The organism is Candidatus Thioglobus sp. (genome assembly GCF_029243085.1).
Classification (GTDB): Bacteria; Pseudomonadota; Gammaproteobacteria; order PS1; family Pseudothioglobaceae; genus Thioglobus_A.
The window spans coordinates 21,561-39,840 of sequence record NZ_JAQWSS010000115.1; the positions used below are offsets into that span (position 1 = coordinate 21,561).

The 18,280-nt window shown below is 37.1% G+C and carries 22 protein-coding genes and 1 riboswitch; of the genes, 8 read left to right on the top strand and 14 right to left on the bottom strand.

Annotation, left to right across the window (positions count from 1 at the left end):
• Position 1 precedes the first annotated feature (1 nt).
• Genes P8M52_RS06490 through P8M52_RS06545 form a run of 12 tightly spaced genes read right to left on the bottom strand, consistent with a single transcriptional unit; the run spans position 2 to position 8,626 of the window.
• The gene (locus P8M52_RS06490; protein WP_300309026.1) at positions 2 to 625 is read right to left on the bottom strand and encodes a hypothetical protein; all 624 of its coding nucleotides are present in this window, start codon (positions 623 to 625) and stop codon (positions 2 to 4) included.
• Positions 622 to 1,032, bottom strand: coding sequence for a PGPGW domain-containing protein (locus P8M52_RS06495; protein WP_300309028.1), 411 nt, complete (start codon positions 1,030 to 1,032; stop codon positions 622 to 624). The genes P8M52_RS06490 and P8M52_RS06495 overlap by 4 nt, the downstream gene beginning before the upstream one ends.
• Entirely contained in the window at positions 1,026 to 1,463 is a 438-nt protein-coding gene (gene dtd, locus P8M52_RS06500) for a D-aminoacyl-tRNA deacylase (RefSeq protein ID WP_300309030.1), read from the bottom strand. Before dtd ends, P8M52_RS06495 begins: the two co-directional genes overlap by 7 nt.
• 8 nt (positions 1,464 to 1,471) lie before the next feature.
• Positions 1,472 to 3,505, bottom strand: coding sequence for a glycine--tRNA ligase subunit beta (gene glyS, locus P8M52_RS06505; RefSeq protein WP_300309032.1), 2,034 nt, complete (start codon positions 3,503 to 3,505; stop codon positions 1,472 to 1,474).
• 10 nt (positions 3,506 to 3,515) lie between these two features.
• Complete coding sequence (gene minC / locus P8M52_RS06510) at positions 3,516 to 4,229, bottom strand: septum site-determining protein MinC (protein WP_300309034.1); 714 nt, start codon at positions 4,227 to 4,229, stop codon at positions 3,516 to 3,518.
• The gene (locus tag P8M52_RS06515; protein ID WP_300309036.1) at positions 4,226 to 4,618 is read right to left on the bottom strand and encodes an antitoxin Xre/MbcA/ParS toxin-binding domain-containing protein; all 393 of its coding nucleotides are present in this window, start codon (positions 4,616 to 4,618) and stop codon (positions 4,226 to 4,228) included. Before P8M52_RS06515 ends, minC begins: the two co-directional genes overlap by 4 nt.
• The gene (locus P8M52_RS06520) at positions 4,618 to 5,532 is read right to left on the bottom strand and encodes a cell envelope integrity protein TolA (RefSeq protein ID WP_300309038.1); all 915 of its coding nucleotides are present in this window, start codon (positions 5,530 to 5,532) and stop codon (positions 4,618 to 4,620) included. The genes P8M52_RS06515 and P8M52_RS06520 overlap by 1 nt, the downstream gene beginning before the upstream one ends.
• A complete protein-coding gene (gene tolR / locus P8M52_RS06525) occupies positions 5,529 to 5,981 on the bottom strand; it encodes a protein TolR (protein ID WP_300309040.1) in 453 nt (150 codons plus the stop codon). The genes P8M52_RS06520 and tolR overlap by 4 nt, the downstream gene beginning before the upstream one ends.
• Before the next feature lie 9 nt (positions 5,982 to 5,990).
• Positions 5,991 to 6,659, bottom strand: a complete 669-nt coding sequence (tolQ, locus tag P8M52_RS06530) for a protein TolQ (protein ID WP_300309042.1) — start codon at positions 6,657 to 6,659, stop codon at positions 5,991 to 5,993.
• Positions 6,652 to 7,050, bottom strand: a complete 399-nt coding sequence (gene ybgC / locus P8M52_RS06535) for a tol-pal system-associated acyl-CoA thioesterase (RefSeq protein ID WP_300309044.1) — start codon at positions 7,048 to 7,050, stop codon at positions 6,652 to 6,654. Before ybgC ends, tolQ begins: the two co-directional genes overlap by 8 nt.
• On the bottom strand, positions 7,043 to 8,071 hold the full coding sequence (ruvB, locus tag P8M52_RS06540; protein WP_300309046.1) for a Holliday junction branch migration DNA helicase RuvB: 1,029 nt from the start codon (positions 8,069 to 8,071) through the stop codon (positions 7,043 to 7,045). The genes ybgC and ruvB overlap by 8 nt, the downstream gene beginning before the upstream one ends.
• A 27-nt stretch (positions 8,072 to 8,098) precedes the next feature.
• Complete coding sequence (locus P8M52_RS06545; RefSeq protein ID WP_300309048.1) at positions 8,099 to 8,626, bottom strand: lipoprotein insertase outer membrane protein LolB; 528 nt, start codon at positions 8,624 to 8,626, stop codon at positions 8,099 to 8,101.
• Positions 8,627 to 8,703: 77 nt separating this feature from the next.
• On the opposite strand from P8M52_RS06545, the gene hemA reads away from it, so the two are divergent.
• Positions 8,704 to 9,975 carry a glutamyl-tRNA reductase gene (gene hemA / locus P8M52_RS06550; protein WP_300309050.1) on the top strand — a complete coding sequence of 424 codons (1,272 nt, stop codon included), beginning with the start codon at positions 8,704 to 8,706 and terminating at the stop codon, positions 9,973 to 9,975.
• On the top strand, positions 9,975 to 11,066 hold the full coding sequence (gene prfA / locus P8M52_RS06555; protein WP_300309052.1) for a peptide chain release factor 1: 1,092 nt from the start codon (positions 9,975 to 9,977) through the stop codon (positions 11,064 to 11,066). The genes hemA and prfA overlap by 1 nt, the downstream gene beginning before the upstream one ends.
• Here the strand turns inward: prfA and P8M52_RS06560 are convergent.
• Both P8M52_RS06560 and fur read right to left on the bottom strand, forming a co-directional pair.
• Positions 11,058 to 11,846: a metal ABC transporter permease gene (locus tag P8M52_RS06560; RefSeq protein WP_300309054.1), complete on the bottom strand. Its 789-nt coding sequence runs from the start codon at positions 11,844 to 11,846 to the stop codon at positions 11,058 to 11,060. The genes prfA and P8M52_RS06560 overlap by 9 nt on opposite strands.
• Before the next feature lie 16 nt (positions 11,847 to 11,862).
• Complete coding sequence (gene fur / locus P8M52_RS06565) at positions 11,863 to 12,270, bottom strand: ferric iron uptake transcriptional regulator (RefSeq protein ID WP_300309056.1); 408 nt, start codon at positions 12,268 to 12,270, stop codon at positions 11,863 to 11,865.
• A 63-nt stretch (positions 12,271 to 12,333) separates the two neighbouring features.
• Between fur and P8M52_RS06570 the strand changes: the two genes are divergently transcribed.
• The 6 genes from P8M52_RS06570 to P8M52_RS06595 all read left to right on the top strand — a co-directional run bounded on the left by P8M52_RS06570 (position 12,334) and on the right by P8M52_RS06595 (position 18,270).
• The gene (locus P8M52_RS06570; RefSeq protein ID WP_300309058.1) at positions 12,334 to 13,116 is read left to right on the top strand and encodes an outer membrane protein assembly factor BamE; all 783 of its coding nucleotides are present in this window, start codon (positions 12,334 to 12,336) and stop codon (positions 13,114 to 13,116) included.
• Between the two features lie 13 nt (positions 13,117 to 13,129).
• Positions 13,130 to 13,732, top strand: a complete 603-nt coding sequence (gene ccmA, locus P8M52_RS06575) for a cytochrome c biogenesis heme-transporting ATPase CcmA (protein ID WP_300309060.1) — start codon at positions 13,130 to 13,132, stop codon at positions 13,730 to 13,732.
• Entirely contained in the window at positions 13,729 to 14,394 is a 666-nt protein-coding gene (gene ccmB / locus P8M52_RS06580; RefSeq protein WP_300309062.1) for a heme exporter protein CcmB, read from the top strand. The genes ccmA and ccmB overlap by 4 nt, the downstream gene beginning before the upstream one ends.
• A 164-nt stretch (positions 14,395 to 14,558) precedes the next feature.
• Positions 14,559 to 15,692: a methionine adenosyltransferase gene (gene metK / locus P8M52_RS06585; RefSeq protein ID WP_300309064.1), complete on the top strand. Its 1,134-nt coding sequence runs from the start codon at positions 14,559 to 14,561 to the stop codon at positions 15,690 to 15,692.
• A 33-nt stretch (positions 15,693 to 15,725) separates the two neighbouring features.
• A riboswitch (S-adenosyl-L-homocysteine riboswitch) is annotated at positions 15,726 to 15,804 on the top strand.
• 20 nt (positions 15,805 to 15,824) lie between these two features.
• Positions 15,825 to 17,195, top strand: coding sequence for an adenosylhomocysteinase (gene ahcY / locus P8M52_RS06590; protein ID WP_300309065.1), 1,371 nt, complete (start codon positions 15,825 to 15,827; stop codon positions 17,193 to 17,195).
• 91 nt (positions 17,196 to 17,286) lie between these two features.
• Positions 17,287 to 18,270: a hypothetical protein gene (locus P8M52_RS06595; RefSeq protein ID WP_300309067.1), complete on the top strand. Its 984-nt coding sequence runs from the start codon at positions 17,287 to 17,289 to the stop codon at positions 18,268 to 18,270.
• Positions 18,271 to 18,280: the final 10 nt, after the last annotated feature.

Here is an 18,280-nt window from a genome sequence, read left to right on the forward strand (position 1 = left end):
CCTACTGATTATAAAACTCAAGGATTTCTTTTTGCTCATTATCAACAATAATACGCAAACCTTTCTGCTGGTAATGCCAATAAGTTACCTCTTTTGTAGCCGGTTCAATTCTATCTGGTTTGCCAAATAAATCTTCAATTACCTGTTCTTCCAAATTCGTTCTTGGAACAAAACTTAAAGACTTGATTGTAAGATTTGACATCAGCCTCTCACCAGTTGGTGTAAAAGTTGTTTTCCTCACTCCTGATGGCATTAACATCGATTCATCTATATTTTTTAGCAATTTTTCAATTGTTTGATCATTGACTAATAAATTTAGCACAATCCGAGCACTAATACCACCCACTTTAGTACTGGAAAAATAAACTTCCAATTCTGGCTCTACTGAATCATTTTCAAATAGCGAAGCTTCAATTTCTGTACCAAATTGGCGAGCAGCATCAATTAAATGACTTTCTCCCATGGTTAAATTAAACACTACTGTTTGTTGCTTATCATTGATATAACTTTGCCAAGGCATGGCCTGATTCTTTGGCATTTCCATATCACGTGTGAATAAGAAAATTGCTAAAAATACCAATATGGCACCCAATACTGTATAACCAATTATGTGTCTTTCTTTCATCGTATAAAAGGAGGTTTTGCCGCTTTATTTCGCAGCCAATTGAGTGCTTTAAAAGTTGAATTATGCTTGATCAATTTTAATTCTAATTTTCGTTTTCCCGGAAACTGCATCAAAAACAAGCCTATTAAAATTGAAATTACTCCCTGCCCTGGTGTAACTAACATAATAATACCAGCCAATAGTAAAACCGTACCTAGTATAGTAGTCACTATAGTTTTAATAAAACCCAGTAAAGTATTTGACTGAGTTGGCTTTACATAACTGGCTGAAAAATAATTTTCTGGTATGAGTCCTAATAAAAATGGTGTTATCAGTAATGTCAATACAAATATGACACCTGAGATAATGCTCAGCATAATCAGTATTTCTTCATACTGATTAATAATCGCTAGAATTTGATCTAACATGATAATAAAAAAGTTACTGGCCCATCATTGGTGAGCGTTACTTGCATGTCAGCACCAAATTCACCACTTTGCACAATTGGATACTGTTGAGTTATTTGCGTCATAAAATAATCATACAATATCTTTGCTTCTGTTGGTATTTTGGCAGTTGAAAATCCTGGTCTGGTGCCAGAGCTAGTATCCGCTGCTAGAGTAAACTGTGAAACTATTAAAATACCACCATTGATATCTGCTACCGATAAATTCATCTTCTCCTCATCATCGTAAAATACTCGGTAAGACAATAAGCGTTTAATCATTTTATCTATCTGTGGCTTTTCATCATTTTTTTCAATGCCGATAAAAACCAATAATCCTTGATTAATTTCACCAACAATTCTATTGTCTATTTCAACTTTACTATTTAATACACGTTGAATTAATGCCTTCACAAGTAAAGCTAGCTTAAGTGAGATACATCCGCTACTGACAAAAATAACGACCTTACCCAATTAATCAAACTCAAGCGCGCAGTTTTAAGTTGCACGTCATCTGCATTAACCATGACTTCATCAAAGAATGTATCAATACTCGTTTTAAGCGAGATAAGCTGATTGATGTTGTCAATATAGTCGGATGATTCTACCAAGCCAGATGCCACAGTATTAGTAGCCGCATATAAAGCTTTCTCAGCAGGCTCAATTAACACTGACTGATCAACGTTGATTGATAATTGCTGATGATCTTTCAGCATGTTGGCAATTCTCTTATTCGCCTCAATTAAACTTACTGACGCTTCATCTGCAATAAATATATTTAAAGCTTCTACACGAAGATGAAAATCAAATGGAGATTCAGGTTTAACCGCAAATACCGCTTCAAATGCCTTAAGGCTCATTTTTTGTTCTTTATAGTATGCACGCAAACGATCCATCATAAACTTATAAATAGCAGATGCACACTCTCTATTTACTTCGTTTGAGTGTGCTGCTAATGATGCTGAAATCAAATCTTTAAGATTAAGATTTAATTTGCTTTCTACCATTATTCTTAACAAACCGAGGGCCATCCTGCGCAAAGCATAAGGATCCTTAGAGCCTGTAGGACCTTGACCTATTCCATAAATACCTGTAATTGTGTCAAGCTTATCTGCAATAGCAACAACCAAACCTTCTGGTGTTGATGGCAACGTATCACCGGCAAATCTTGGATGATAATGCTCACTAATAGCTGTAGCTACAGCAGCGCTTTCACCGTCATTTAATGCATAGTAGCCACCCATAACGCCTTGTAGATCCGCAAACTCACCAACCATTTCAGTCACTAAGTCAGTCTTACATAATAATCCTGCACGCTTTGAATCCTGCTCATTGGCATCAATCATGACTGCAATAGCGCCTGACAATTTTTCAATACGTTTAGCCTTATCACCCATTGATCCGAGTGATTTCATAAATAGCACTCGATCAAGCTTTTCTAAATGAGATTCTAATGTTTGACGCTTATCCTGTTCCCAAAAAAATTCAGAATCAGCCAGTCTTGGACGTATAACTCGCTCATTACCATCTACAATTACTGAGATATCACTAGACTCAATATTTGCTACAGATATAAAATTTGGCAGTAATTCTCCTGTCTCATCCAGCATGTGGAAATACTTCTGATGAGATTTCATTGCTGAAATTAACGCTTCTTCAGGGACTGCCAAAAATGATTTGTTAAATCCACCAGAAAATGCACATGGATACTCTACCAAAGCACATACTTCAGACAAAAGCGCCTCATCAATAACAGCTGTAGCATGATTGTTATTAGCAACTTGTATTACTTGCTGACGTATGTTCTCTTTACGTAATTCAAAATCAACCTCTATCTGCGCTTTATCCATCATTACTTGACGATAATCTTTTGCGTGTGGAATACTAAATTCTTGTTTTCCAGTAAAACGCAATCCACGAGTAATATTATTTGATGTCAAACCCATGATATTAGCATCCACAATTTCATCGCCTAATAACATTACCAACCAATGAGTTGGACGTACAAATTGCATATCAGAATTGCCCCAGCGCATAGGCTTAGCAATTGGAATATTTTTAATGGCTGTATCGGCAACTTGTTGCAATAGGCTTTTTGTTTCTAGCCCTTTTTGCTCTTTACTAAAGAAATAATATGTTGCTTTACCTAAAGTCTTTTGTTCTAGTTCAGATTTTGATACGCCACACGACTTTGCAAAACCATCGACTGCCTGATCTGGTGCGTTGACTGCAGGTCCTTTACGCTCAATGAGTTGATCTTCTTGCTGTAATTGTAAATTATGCACCAAAACCGCTAAACGCCGCGGTGTTGCGAATGATTCAACAGCTGAAAAATCAAGTTTTAGTGTCTTTAATTCGGTTATTAAGTTATCAGTTAATGCTTTTGATAATTTTGGTAATAATTTAGGAGGTAATTCTTCAGTACCGAGTTCTAATAAAAAGTCTTGTGTTGTCATAATAATAAATTTATATAATCTGAAAACGAAGCTGGCCATTTACCAGATCGATCATAACGGAACGCGCATATAATTTAGTTGGCACTACGTCAAATTTTTTGTAAACGCCAGCAATCGAAACCAATTCCACATTAAACGACTGTACAAAGATTGTGGCTTTTTCATCACCCTGGATTCCAGCAAATAAATTACCCTGAACCTCTTTATAGGCCGAAATAGAGCCAAATGACATGATGTCAGCACCTGATTTTACCTTTGACAATAAAACTAAATCTCTGTCATGTGACACCACTTGTTGGAATGAATAAACTTTGTTAGCCACAATTTTCGGCGCCTGGTAAGCTTTATCTTGGTGCGGGTTAGGGGTATTTATCACAGGTTGTTCAACTTTCTGCACTTTTATTTTAGCCTTGCTTCCTGTTGACAAAGACTTACCAAAAACCGCCAAACCAGAAAACTTGGCAAAATCAATTAACTCTTGCTTGCGAGAGCGAATTCCTACCGCTACCATTTCATTTTGTGACAATATTTCAATTAAAACAGCTAACTCATTAGCTTGAAAATGCTTATTATCAATTTCCAAAATAACGGGTGCATGTTGAAATTGAGCCTTATTACTACAAAGCAATGAATTGATTTCATCCACCAAGACATCGGTATTGTTAGTTAAAACCTTTAAGGTATACAAGGCTTCAGTCTGAGTAATAACCTCAATGTTATTCAACTTCTCCATCCTTGGGTGCAATCTAGAAAATGCCAAACTCGATTCATACCGGTATCGCCACTAAGCATTAACTCTAATGGTGTTTTATGCTTAAACTTTTTAACATTACGCTTAAGCCATACACTAGCATATTCTTTATTGGTTGGAAAGGTTGTACCTAAAGACTCATTAATACCAAGAATCATCTTTGTACGCTTTACCATGTTATCATCAAAAACAAAGGATTTATCGCCCCGACGATACATGTACAAATGTCTTGGTTTGATTGTATCTTCCAATCCTAAAATGTTCAATTGATCGCCATCTTCTAGCTTCCAATTCTCTAAAATTTGAGTCAATTGAAAAGTTAGTTGTGCTTGCTCTTCATTATTTAAATTGATAATATCCATTAATTTATCCTGAAATGAAATAATATTTCACGATCAAAAACACTTTTATCAGGCGCTTGTGGCAGTGGTGATGCTTTGTAAACTGCTCGCTCAATAGCATCTTTAAACGCTTTAGCTTTTACGTTGTTATCAATATTACAAGATTGTATATTGACACTTTGTACTTTGCCATGCAAATCTTGCAATATGTGGACATCACATCCCCAATGGTCTGGAATGCCTTTATTGTATCGCCATTTATCTCTTACTTTTGATTGAATGCGATTCATGTAGCTAACTTTAAGTTTATTCAAGTTATCTTCTAAAGCGATTTCTCTCTCTTGATCTTCTTCAGCTTGAATCTCTTTCTTAAGGGCGCGATTGTCCTGTTCTTTTTCGAATTTATTAGCCTCTATATTTCTAAGCTTTTCTATTTTTTGTTTTTCTTGTTCGGCTACCTTAGCTTTTTTTTCTGCTTCACGTGCTTTTTTTTCTGCAAGTTTCTTTTTCTTTAATGCTTGCTTGATTTTTTGTTCTGCCGCTTTTCTATTTTTTTCTGCTTCCGCTTTAGCCTGGTTTTCTTTCTTAACCTTGGCTTTTAATTTTTTTAGACGTTGTTGTTCTTTATAGCGCTCGTTTTCAACACGCTTTTCAGCACGCTTAAGTTCAGCCAAACGCTTTTCACGCTTTTGCTGAATGTCAATTAATCGCTGTTTTTCTTTTTTTATCTCAGTTAAGTCGATAGTAACTGCTTTAGGCATAGCGCTAGATGATGTCTTTGGCGGTTGTTTAGGAATTTCCCAACGCTGTACATTAGAAAACAACAGGCCGATCACTAAAACAACATGGAGAGCGATCGCCGTCCAAAAGGCTACAGGATGTTTTTTAGCAATACGAGGTAACTTTATATTTTTAATTAAGTCAGGTTTCATCATTTAGTATTATCCGACTCTGTCACAATACCTACTTTTTCAATCCCATTTTTCTGCAAGAAAGACATTAAAGAAACAACCACGCCATAAGCAACATTCGCATCACCACGCACAAATACCTTCATACTAGGATAAATTTCTAACCTAGCACTAACTCTTGCAGCAACAATACCCAATGGTAGTTTTTCGCCTTTAGCAACATCTGAATTATCTTCATTAAGTGAATTAATAAAATACTCACCTTCTTTATTAATTGTCACAATAGTTGGCTGTTGTTCGGTGAAATCCACCATTTTTGCATCTGCTGTTGGTAAATCTACCTCAATACCTTGCTCAATAATTGGTGTGGTCATCATGAAAATAACCAATAACACCAACATTACATCAATATAGGGAACAATATTAATGTGTGCATCAACCTTAGGTCTATGACGTTGCGGTAATTCAATCATAATTTAGGGTTATTTTTGCCTTTGGAAAGTAACAAATAATTCCTCGACAAACGAGGTGTATTTATTATTAATTTCACCAACTTGAGTAATTAAGCGATTATAGGCAATAGTCGCTGGTATTGCAGCAAACAAACCAAATGCAGTGGCAATCAACGCTTCAGCAATACCTGGCGCCACAATTGAAATAGTCGCCTGTTTAACTGACGCGAGCCCAATAAAAGAGTGCATGATGCCCCAAACGGTGCCAAATAAACCAATATAAGGACTTGAAGAGGCAATCATTGCAAGCACACTAAGCCCGTGATCAAGATCATCAACTTCCTTATTAACTGCAGTATTCATTGAACGATACGCACGCTCTGAATTTAATACTAAAGCTTGATTAGAGGCTGATGTGGAGTGTGTAAATTCACCATAACCAGCACCAAAAATATGCTCCATTGCCGAACGATTAGACACTTGTTCAGGTATTTGTCCATGCAACAAAGCAAGATCCGTATCCACTAAAAATTTATTATGAAAGTGCTCAATATCCTTGTTAGCATTCATTAAGGTTTTTTTCTTAGACATAATAATCGTCCAAGAGTAGATGCTCATAAGTACAAGTACAAACATGACTAATTGCACAACAAAACCTGCGCTGATAATTAAGCTAAAAATTGATAAACTGCTATCCATTTATTTTCTCCAGAATGTTACTTGGGATGGCACATGGTTTAAAATTCTGTGCATCTAAACAAGCAACGGTGATTTGTGCCTTAAATAATACCTTATTTTGCTTAAGATCCTTTATTTTCTGTGAAAAAATCAAGCTCGCATGGCGAGTTTTTATTACTTCAGTATGAACGCTAAGCAAATCATTAAACCGTGCCGGTAATAGATAGTCCGCCTGAATAGATCTGACCGCAAAAATAATATTTTGATGTTGGGTAAGCGAATCTTGTTCAAAGCCTAGGTCACGTAAAAACTCACTACGACCACGTTCAATAAATTTTAAATAATTAGCATAATAAACTACGCCACCACTATCAGTATCTTCGTAATAAACTCTAACCTTTAACTTAGTCATTAAACAAATCTTGGTGTTTTTCAGGGGTTGGCAAACCCAAATGTCGATAAGTTAAATTAGTGGCACTTCGCCCACGAGGCGTTCGATGAATAAATCCTTGTTGGATTAAATACGGCTCAACCATATCTTCTAAGGTGCCACGCTCCTCACCAATTGCGGTTGCCAAAGTATCCAAGCCAACAGGACCGCCTGAAAATTTATTAGTCATAATTAACAAATAATCACGATCAAGCTGCTCTAAACCCACATTATCAACTTTCAGCGTGGTAAGCGCCTCATTGGCGATTTGCTCATGAATAATGCCATTGGTTTTTACATCGGCAAAATCTCGGACACGGCGCAACAATCGATTGGCAATTCGTGGCGTACCGCGAGATCGCCTGGCAATTTCATAAGCGCCATTTGATTCAATTTCAATACCTAAAATTTTGGCAGAACGCTCTACAATTACTTGTAAATCTTCGTTGTTATAAAATTCTAAACGTTGAACAATACCAAATCGATCACGTAGTGGAGAAGTTAGCATGCCAGCGCGCGTAGTTGCCCCAATAAGTGTAAATGGTGGCAATTCCAGCTGTACCGAGTGTGCAGCCACCCCTTCACCCACCATAATGTCCAATTTAAAATCTTCCAAAGCCGGATACAATATTTCCTCAACCACAGGATTAAGACGATGAATCTCATCAATAAACAAGACATCATAAGGCTCTAATTTAGTTAAAATTGCTGCTAAATCACCTGATCGTTCTAATACTGGCCCTGAAGTTTGTTTGAAACCAGCACCCATTTGATTGGCAATCACATTGGCTAATGTTGTTTTACCAAGGCCAGGAGGTCCGTAAATTAAACAATGATCAAGTGCATCTTGACGTTTTTTGGCAGCTTCAATAAATAACGACATTTGAGATTTAACATCGTCTTGGCCAATATACTCAGATAAACTATCTGGACGCACAGATGTCATAACAATATCTTCGCCACCATGGTCTTGTCCACCTACTAAAGAATCTTCTTCTATCATGCTAATTTAATGAATTTTTCAGTTATTTTAACTTGCGAGCTTTACTTGTGTCGCAGTAATTTCTTGTAACAAGAATTTGATTCTAATTGGCTTGCTCTTGTGATTTAATTTGATTATTTTGGCAACGCTCATTTCTTTAAAAGACTTAAGTTTAGTAATTTCAATTTGCCAATCACTACCTACATCCAATTGATGTTTGAACACAATTGCAGGTAATTTATCTAAGGGAAAATGCCATCCTAAAGTTCGCTTCATCCATTGATGTAAATTAAGCTTTAATGTATTGCCATTAATCTGCAACCCTTGAATGCTAGAAACAATATTAACCTCGCCCATCCCCAAAGCGCTAGTCAGTGTTAAATTAAAATTCTGATCTTTGAAATTAGCCACAAAACCTAAATTTTGCATCTTATTATCATGGACCACACCTAACCTACCTTTAGCTTGCCATACAGTAGGAATATTTCCAGGCTTAATAACCAGCTGTTGACGAGAATCTTGGGTTGTGCAACTTTGCAATAATAGCAAAACAAACAATGTGATCAGTAATTTCATAAGCCGATATATTCTAACATTGACAGGTGTTTAGCAAATACCTAAAAATTACTACTTAGGTATAATTAGGCGCTTATTTGTCATTATTATTTGGGTTTATGTCACGCATTGCTATTTTAAGTGTTAATCACGCACAAGCTCCAGTTGCGGTGCGTGAGCGTGTTGCTTTTGCGCCCAATCAACTAGCTGACGAACTAAAAAAACTTAATTCCGTAGCAGGTGTTGAGGCTTGTGTAATTTTATCTACTTGCAATCGATCTGAAATTTATGCTGTTATTGAAGATGAAAATTCTCGTGAAATTCTCAGTAACTATTTATCTCAGACGCATCAAATTTCTAGAGAAGAGATCGATCCTTATTTGGTTTATTTCGAAAATGATTCAGCACTAGATCATATTTGCAATGTTGCTTGTGGACTTGATTCTTTGGTTTTAGGTGAGCCACAAATTCTAGGTCAATTAAAAGATGCCTATCATGCTGCCAAACAATCACAAACCCTTGATAAAAAATTAGAGAAATTGTTTCAACACGCTTTTTCTACTGCTAAAAAAGTTCGTACTGACACCCAAATTGGCTCATCACCAGTTTCAATTGCTTATTGCGCTGTGAAACTAAGCGAGAAAATTTTTACTGACTTGTCAGAACAAACTGTTCTATTAATTGGTGCAGGAGAGATGATTGAACTATGCGCTCAACATCTTAATCAAAAAGGCGTACAAAATATGATTGTTGCCAACAGAACGATTGAAAATGCAGAAAAAATTGCTAATCAATATAATGCTCAATCAGTTAGCTTAAAACAGTTCTCTACAATTATTCATCAAGCAGATATTATTATTTCATCTACTGCCGCTTCTGTACCTATTATTGGTAAAGGTCTTATTGAAAGCGCGCTTAAACAACGTAAACATAAACCTGTGTTTATGCTTGATATCGCCATTCCGCGTGATATTGAGCCAGAAGTTGGACAATTAGATGATGTATATCTTTATACCATTGATGATTTAGAGCAGGTGGTTAGTGATAATGTCGATTCTCGTGAAAAAGAAAAAGTCTTGGCACAAGAAATTATTATTAAACAAGCTCAAGTTTTTAACAAATGGTTATCGGTACTGCCTAACGAGCAACTAGTTCAAAGTTACCGAATGAGTGCCAATCAAATTAAGGATGATATCGTGCTGGATGCCTTAAGACGCCTTAAAAATGGCGGCGACAGCGAGCAAATTATTAAAAAACTTGCTGACCAGCTTACTAATAAAATCCTTCATACCACCTTTAACAACATTAAACAAACTTCCCATGAAAATATAGCCCAATGTGAAGGTTGTATTCCTAATATTAAAAAATAATGAACGAATCAATTCTTGCCAAATTAGAACAAATGTCCATGCGCTTAGAAGAAGTTGGCGCCATGCTCAGCGACCCAGAAATTGCTAGCGATGCTAAAAAATTTAGAGAATTATCTATTGAGCATTCACAACTAACTCCGGTCAACGAGCAGTATCAAGAATACTTGTCAACTGAGCAAAATCTTGAAGATGCAAAATTAATGCTTGAGGAAGATGATGCTGAAATCAAAGCGATGGCCAAGGATGAAATTAATGAAGCTAAAGATAGTTTAGAGCGTCTTGATTTAGAGCTTAAAAAATCCTTACTCCCTAAAGATCCAAATGATTCTCGTAATATTATTGTTGAAATACGTGCAGGTACTGGTGGTGATGAGGCCTCTATCTTCTCGGGTGATCTTTTTAGAATGTACTCGCGTTACTGTGAAAAACTAAAATGGCAAATTGAAATCATGAGTTCCAATACGGGAGATCATGGCGGCTATAAAGAAATCATTGCACGTATTAGCGGTGTTGATGTTTATTCAAAGTTAAAATTTGAATCGGGTGCTCATCGTGTGCAACGCGTCCCTGACACTGAAAGCCAGGGTCGCGTCCATACCTCTGCTTGTACAGTTGCCATCATGCCAGAAGTTGAAAATATTGAAGAAGTTAATATTAATATGAGTGATGTACGTGTAGATACATTTAGAGCTAGTGGTGCAGGTGGTCAGCACGTGAATAAAACCGACTCGGCAGTTCGTGTAACCCACATACCTACTGGTACTGTGGTTGAGTGTCAAGATGGTCGCTCTCAACATAAAAATAAAGCGCAGGCCATGTCTGTTTTAGCTTCTAGAATTTTAGATGCACAACAACAGGTTCAGCAAAAGGAGCAAGCTTCTCAGCGTAAAGAGCTAGTTGGTAGTGGCGATCGATCACAACGTATTCGCACTTATAACTACCCTCAAGGGCGAATCACTGACCATAGAATTAATCTAACACTATACAAATTAGCAGAAATAATGGAAGGTGATCTAGAGTCTATTATTGAACCATTGATTGTAGAACAGCAAACCAATCAGTTGACTGAGTTGAACGACGCACTAATTTAGTCTTTTTGGTAATAGTTGAGAAACTATAAATAGAGCACCTAGTGCAATAACTATCATTGGTCCCGTTGCTAAATCATAAAGCATAGAAGCGCTCAATCCCAAAAATACAGCCACAATTGATATGGCAATTGATTGAAGAGCCATAGTGTGTGGCGTGTGTGCAAACATTCTTGCAACTGCTGGCGGGATAATCAACAATGACGTAATTAATAACACGCCAACAATTTGAACAGAAACAGAAACTGCAAGCGCAATCATCAACATAAACAATAGTTGATAAGCAGTTCGATTAAGCCCTTGAGAAACAGCTAATTCTTCATTAAGTGTTAGTAGCAACAATCTTTGCCAGAATATAACTAGCAACCCAACAATCACAACCAAAATCGCATAAATCCACACAATATCTTGATTGGTAATAGATAAGATATCGCCAAATAACACTGAAAAATAGTCTGTATTGGAGCCACCTACAACACTAAGAACAACAATACCAAGTGATAATGCAAGGTGGGAAAATATCCCTAAAATAGCATCATTGGATAAAATCTGTTTTTGTTGCAAAACAACAATTAAACTAGCAAAAATCACGCCAGTAACAACCAAACCTATGTGAATACCAAGACCACTAGCAAGTCCAAGAGAAACACCCAATAAAGCAGAATGAGAAATAGACTCGGAGAAATAACTCATGCGCTTCCAAATCACGAAACAGCCGAGCGAACCAGCAATAATAGAAATGCCTAGCGCTCCGATAAGCGCCCTTAGAATAAAATCTTCCATGGCTTAAATTATAGAATTACTGACAATCCTGACACAATCCATACAAATATAGACAATGATCAGTTAATTTAAATCCGTGTTTAGTAGCAATATCATGTTGATGTTGCTCAATAACTTCATCACTAAATTCATCAATCTTCCCACATTTAATACATAATAAATGATCATGATGTTCAGCATTTGATAGCTCATACATGCTTTGACCATTGTCAAAATTCAATTTGTTTATCATACCCGCTTCTTCAAATTGAGTTAGTACTCGATAAATAGTAGCAACACCCACTTCCTCTCCTTGCATCACTAGCGTTCGATAGATATCTTCGGCACTCATATGATGATTTTCACTTTTCTCTAAAATTTCTAAAATTTTAAGCCTAGGTAGCGTTACCTTAAGTCCTGCCGTTTTTAAATCTTGAGCGTCCATATTCGCATCCTTGAGGTAAAATCAATTAAATAATTCCTAACTATTTTAATCAATTAATTACAAATGAATAAACTAACTTTAATTGCATTCTCATTTTCATTGCCGTTTTTATCTGCCTGTACACCTTCTATGCCAACGCTACCAGACCTACCTACTATGTCTGATATGGTTCCAGATATGTCACTACCTACTCCCTATAAAGATGATATTGAACAAGGCTCGGTTTTAGATAGATTTACAATCAATCAACTAAAAGTTGGCATGTCTCAAATTCAAGTGCAAGACTTAATTGGCTCTCCTAGTATTATTGATCCATTTCACAGTAATCAATGGCATTACATTAATCATTCAACGCGACACGAAAAAGATGATATTCATTACCGCTTAATACTGAGTTTTAGTAACAGTCAATTATCCAAGATAGACACTATTGGCATTGAAAGCTTGCCAGATCTTTCTGATACTGAAAAAGCATTAGAAGAAAAACGTATTGCCGATGAAAAAGCAGCTGAAGAGGCGCTTAAACAAGCCAAAATTAAAGCTCAAAAACTCGCTGCAGCACAAGCCAAAGCGGCTGAAGAGAAACGTATTGCAGAGGAGAAGCTAGCCATACAAAAAGCACAAGCTGCCGCTTTAAAAAAAAAGCTTGATCTAGAACAAGCTCAACAACGAGAAATAGATCGTCAAAATGCAATCAAAGCTGCCGCTGAATTAAAAAAAATACAAGCAAATAAGCTTGCTCAAGAGCAACTTGAACAGCAGAAAAAGGCTAATGAAAAAGCTGTCATAGAAGCAGCTGATAAAGCAGCAAAAGAGGCTGAAAAACCTTGGTACAAATTCTGGTAGGACCTTATTAATCGTGTCATCACTTGTTGTTAACAACCTAAGTTGTCAAAGAGGCTACAACCAACTTTTTAATAATCTTTCTTTTCAGGTAAGGGGTGGAGAAGTGTTACGCATTACAGGTGCTAACGGTAGTGGAAAAACGTCACTATTAAAAATATTGGCAGGTGTTAGTGCAATTGAACAAGGTGGGGTTAAGTGGAATCAGCACTTAGTTAAATCTGATGAATATCAAAGTGATATTTTTTATCTGGGCCATCAAGCTGCATTAAGTGGCGAACTTAGCAGTCTTGAAAATCTTGAATATTTAAGTAACCTGAATAAAACTACTAAACAGCAACAACTTATTCAAGCTTTAGAAGCTATTGGACTAATAGGTTATGAAGATGAATATTGTATCAATCTGTCTGCAGGGCAAAAACGTCGAGTCATTCTAGCCGGTCTATTTGTCTCAAAAGCTAAAATATGGCTACTTGACGAACCCTTTACCGCACTTGATCCAGCAGGTGTTAAGATTGTGGAGCAGAGAATCTCTCAACACTGTGACAATGGCGGTTTGTGCTTATTTACTACACATCAAGATTCAGCTCTCGCCAATCAACGAATATTAGCCTTATGAATATCTACTTGCAAACGTTAAGTCGAGATTTACGGGTTGCCCTACGCAATCCTTCTAGCATTCTTAACCCCTTGTTATTTTTTGTTATTTCTGTAGCGCTATTTCCTTTAGCAATTAGCCCAGAAGCCGCAACACTTTCACAAATTGCTGCTGGTATTATTTGGGTGGCAAGTATGTTGGCCGTACTACTATCGCTCAACGCACTATTTCATCACGATTATGAGAATGGCGTTTTGGAGCAAATGATTACCTCGCACCACTCCCTGCCATTATTAATTTTGGCAAAAATAACGGCACACTGGTTACTTACTGGCATCCCTATTATATTACTATCACCCTTGTTAGGTATTTTTCTATTTTTGGATGGCGAGGGTATCAAAGTATTAATGATTACCCTCTTACTTGCCACGCCCAGTCTAAGTCTTATTGGTAGCATTGGCGCCTCATTGATTGTTGGCGTTAAAAACTCAGGAATGTTGTTATCGCTATTAATTTTGCCACTTTACATCCCTATTCTAATTTTTGCCTCAAGTGCTGTATCTCAAGCTCAATTTGGTCTCGCTATTGACGGACAGCTATACTTCTTGGCAATGTTTTTAATACTTAGCCTGATGAGTGCACCATTTGTAAGTGCTATTGCCCTGAAGATTAGTCTAGAGTGAACTTTACTTTATAAAAAATTTTGTTATAATTCTAACAATACGCTGATTTGTCCCGATTGCTAGCGTTACTACCTTGAGTAGTTAAATTAAGCTAAAGCAGGTGTTCTTCTTTATTGATAACCCTTCTTGAAAAGGGTTTTTTTACGTTCACAAGGAGAACAAAAATGATATTTACTTCTGAATCAGTGTCTGCAGGACACCCTGATAAAGTTTGCGATCAAATTTCTGATGCAATTTTAGATGCCGCCCTAACTGAGGATAAAAACTCACGTGTTGCTGTTGAAACTTTAGTTAAAGATAACCATGTGGTGTTAGCAGGTGAAATCACCACAGGTGCCAACATCAATTATGAACAAATTGTACGAGATACCATTATTGGCATTGGTTATGATAAAGATGAATATGGCTTTAATGGTCATACCTGCGATTTAATTAATCTATTGGGTGAGCAATCACAAGATATCGCCATGGGTGTTGATGAGTTTGAAAATCATGAGCAAGGTGCAGGCGATCAAGGTTTAATGTTTGGCTATGCTTGTAATGCTACTGATGTTTATATGCCTGCACCAGTTTTATACGCACATCGTTTGGTTGCCAAACAAGCTGAGTTAATGAAAAATGGCGCACTTGCATGGTTACGTCCCGATGCTAAATCTCAAGTATCTTGTATCTACGATGGTCATAAAATTGTGGGTATTGATGCTGTTGTACTGTCTACACAGCATGATGAAGATGTCTCGTTAGATGAGTTACGCGAAGCAGTATTAGAAGAGATTATCAAACCTGTTTTACCAAATGAATGGATTACTAATTCAACCAAGCTACACATCAATCCAACTGGTAATTTTGTTATTGGCGGCCCTGTCGGTGATGCCGGCCTAACTGGCAGAAAAATTATTGTAGATACGTATGGTGGAATGGCCCGTCATGGTGGTGGCGCCTTTTCAGGCAAAGACCCTTCTAAAGTAGATCGTTCTGCTGCTTATGCCACTCGTTATGTTGCAAAAAATATTGTAGCTGCTGGATTAGCAGCCAGATGTGAGGTGCAGGTTTCTTATGCTATTGGCGTTGCTGAACCAACCAGTATTAGTGTTGAAACATTTGGCACGGGTAAGATTTCAAATGATGAAATTGAAACTTTGGTGCGTGAACATTTCGACTTACGCCCAAAAGGTCTTATCGCCATGCTTGATCTTAAACGCCCAATCTATCAACAAACAGCAAGTTATGGTCACTTTGGTCGCACTGAAGAGGCTATTAGCTGGGAAAAGACTGATCGCACCCATTTATTGAAATAAATTTAAATTTTACAAGTTTGGTATAATGGCCAAACTGCCAAGGAGCGTTGCGTTGAAACATGTTTTCAATCAGGCTTGGCTATCAAAATACTCAAAACGACGCTCATTTTTTAATTTTTTAAGGAGAAAAAAATGAGTAATTTAACAATGGATAACAACGACTACAAAGTAGCTGACATGGGTTTGGCTGATTATGGCCGCAAAGAGGTTGAGCTTGCTGAAGCTGAAATGCCAGCATTAATGACACTACGTGACAAATATCGCAACGAACAACCGCTAAAAGGCGCTCGCATCTTAGGTTGTATCCATATGACCATTCAAACTGCAGTACTCATGGAAACTTTGGTTGACCTAGGCGCACAAGTGCGCTGGTCTAGTTGTAATATCTTTTCAACACAAGATCATGCAGCTGCGGCAATGGTAGCTGCAGACATTCCAACATTTGCCTGGAAGGGTGAAACTGAAGAAGAGTTCTTATGGTGTATTGAACAAACTATTTTAGACAATGGCAAGCCTTGGAATGCCAATATGGTGCTTGACGATGGTGGTGATCTTACTGAAATGTTGCATGTCAAATATCCTGAAATGTTAAATGACATTCACGGGATCAGTGAAGAAACCACAACGGGTGTTCACCGTTTATTAGAAATGATGGAAGCCGGCACTTTAAAAGTACCTGCAATTAACGTGAACGACTCTGTAACTAAATCTAAAAATGATAACAAATACGGTTGTCGTCATTCCCTAAATGATGCAATTAAACGTGGTACTGACATGCTAATGTCGGGCAAAAAAGCTTTGGTCATTGGTTATGGTGATGTGGGCAAAGGTTCAGCACAGTCACTTCGTCAAGAAGGCATGATTGTTAAAATTTCTGAAATTGATCCAATCTGTGCGATGCAAGCTTGTATGGATGGCTTTGAAATTGTCTCTCCTTACAACAACGGCATAAATACCGGAACAGTTGACGGCATTAATCAAGAATTATTGTCAGCCACCGATCTAATTGTGACCACTACGGGTAATATGAATGTTTGTGACAGCGCCATGTTGCAAAGCATTAAATCAGGTTCGGTAGTTTGCAATATTGGTCATTTCGATAATGAAATTGACACTCAATATATGCGTGACAATTGGCGCTGGGATGAGGTTAAGCCTCAGGTGCATCGTGTATTTAGAAGTGACGATAAAAATGATTACTTAATTCTATTATCTGAGGGTCGTTTGGTTAATTTGGGTAATGCAACAGGACATCCGAGCCGTATTATGGACGGTTCATTTGCCAACCAAGTATTGGCACAAATGCATTTATTTGACGAAAAATTTGCTGACAATGGTGGTGATATCTACGTTGAAGTTCTACCTAAAAAGCTTGATGAAGAAGTGGCGGCAGGCATGGTAAGTGGTTTTGGCGGTGTATTAACCACTTTAACTGACAAGCAAGCTGACTACATCAATGTGCCTAAAGAAGGACCATTTAAGCCAGAATCTTATAAATACTAGATTCAAGCTTTAGTAAAATATTAAATGCGGCTTACAAGCCGCATTTTTTATGACATTTTGAATATTTGTTAATTTTTTAAGGTACTTTTCTATGTTAAATCCTATTTTTACTGAACAAAAATCATTCGAACAAGCGTTTTCAAAAGGATTAGAATCAATGCTAGAGCATGATGAGTTGGGTGTTTTCATCTTGGTGTTAGCCAATACGCTCGCTGATGAAAAATTGTGGCGTCAATTTAAACCTACCTTAATCACTAAGTTTGAGCAGTTAAAAGCAGGTGATATTGCCGGATCTGAAGATGATGTAGCGGTGTTTAATCAATTACTTGATTTAGATCTAAATAATCTTGAGATTACCAAATATAAAACGCTAGGCGGCTTTGAACTGCAATATAATCCACTGCGTGCATTGCGCCCACAAAGAATGTCTAAGGCAAAAACCACTGGAATGAGTTTAGATTTTGACGTCGATGGTTTTAACTTTAACAAGTCTTTTTTACAAACAGAAATCTTCTGGAAAGGTAATTTTTTCGCTAAAAATATTGCTCTTTTTTATAATAAATTTCCCTTTGCTAAACTACATGGACTAGTTGTCGTTGAACCGGAAAAACAACACCCACAACTACTTACACCAGAACTTCATCAGTTTGCCTGGATGATGGCTAATAGTGTTGGTTTAAATATTAAGGGCTTTACTTTGGCTTACAATTCTTATGGCGCTTACGCTTCGGTTAATCATTTTCATTTACAGTGCTTTGTTAGAGAGACACCATTGCCTATCGAAAACAACGAAAAGTATCCCTTGGTTAATCATTGGTTTAATTCGGTTGGTGATGCTTGGGAGTTTATTGAAAGTCTACATCGTGACAACCAACCCTACCATTTAATCTATCGTGATCAGGCTATTTTGTGTATTGTGCGTCAAAGACAAGACGATTACCAACATGCCGACTGGACTTCAGGCTACGCCTGGTATGAAGCATGTGGCGGACTAAGCACTTCTACTTTAAATGATTTTGACCAACTAACCGAACAGCAACTCAATAATGAACTATTAAAACTTAAAATAACCTAAGCCTTTATTG

Coding starts and splice junctions, on each gene's coding strand:
- P8M52_RS06490 (WP_300309026.1), bottom strand. CDS start 625: ATGAAAGAAAGACACATAATTGGTTATACAGTATTGGGTGCCATATTG.
- P8M52_RS06495 (WP_300309028.1), bottom strand. CDS start 1,032: ATGTTAGATCAAATTCTAGCGATTATTAATCAGTATGAAGAAATACTG.
- glyS (WP_300309032.1), bottom strand. CDS start 3,505: ATGACAACACAAGACTTTTTATTAGAACTCGGTACTGAAGAATTACCT.
- P8M52_RS06515 (WP_300309036.1), bottom strand. CDS start 4,618: ATGGATATTATCAATTTAAATAATGAAGAGCAAGCACAACTAACTTTT.
- P8M52_RS06520 (WP_300309038.1), bottom strand. CDS start 5,532: ATGATGAAACCTGACTTAATTAAAAATATAAAGTTACCTCGTATTGCT.
- tolR (WP_300309040.1), bottom strand. CDS start 5,981: ATGATTGAATTACCGCAACGTCATAGACCTAAGGTTGATGCACACATT.
- tolQ (WP_300309042.1), bottom strand. CDS start 6,659: ATGGATAGCAGTTTATCAATTTTTAGCTTAATTATCAGCGCAGGTTTT.
- ybgC (WP_300309044.1), bottom strand. CDS start 7,050: ATGACTAAGTTAAAGGTTAGAGTTTATTACGAAGATACTGATAGTGGT.
- ruvB (WP_300309046.1), bottom strand. CDS start 8,071: ATGATAGAAGAAGATTCTTTAGTAGGTGGACAAGACCATGGTGGCGAA.
- P8M52_RS06545 (WP_300309048.1), bottom strand. CDS start 8,626: ATGAAATTACTGATCACATTGTTTGTTTTGCTATTATTGCAAAGTTGC.
- prfA (WP_300309052.1), top strand. CDS start 9,975: ATGAACGAATCAATTCTTGCCAAATTAGAACAAATGTCCATGCGCTTA.
- P8M52_RS06560 (WP_300309054.1), bottom strand. CDS start 11,846: ATGGAAGATTTTATTCTAAGGGCGCTTATCGGAGCGCTAGGCATTTCT.
- fur (WP_300309056.1), bottom strand. CDS start 12,270: ATGGACGCTCAAGATTTAAAAACGGCAGGACTTAAGGTAACGCTACCT.
- P8M52_RS06570 (WP_300309058.1), top strand. CDS start 12,334: ATGAATAAACTAACTTTAATTGCATTCTCATTTTCATTGCCGTTTTTA.
- ccmB (WP_300309062.1), top strand. CDS start 13,729: ATGAATATCTACTTGCAAACGTTAAGTCGAGATTTACGGGTTGCCCTA.
- metK (WP_300309064.1), top strand. CDS start 14,559: ATGATATTTACTTCTGAATCAGTGTCTGCAGGACACCCTGATAAAGTT.
- ahcY (WP_300309065.1), top strand. CDS start 15,825: ATGAGTAATTTAACAATGGATAACAACGACTACAAAGTAGCTGACATG.
- P8M52_RS06595 (WP_300309067.1), top strand. CDS start 17,287: ATGTTAAATCCTATTTTTACTGAACAAAAATCATTCGAACAAGCGTTT.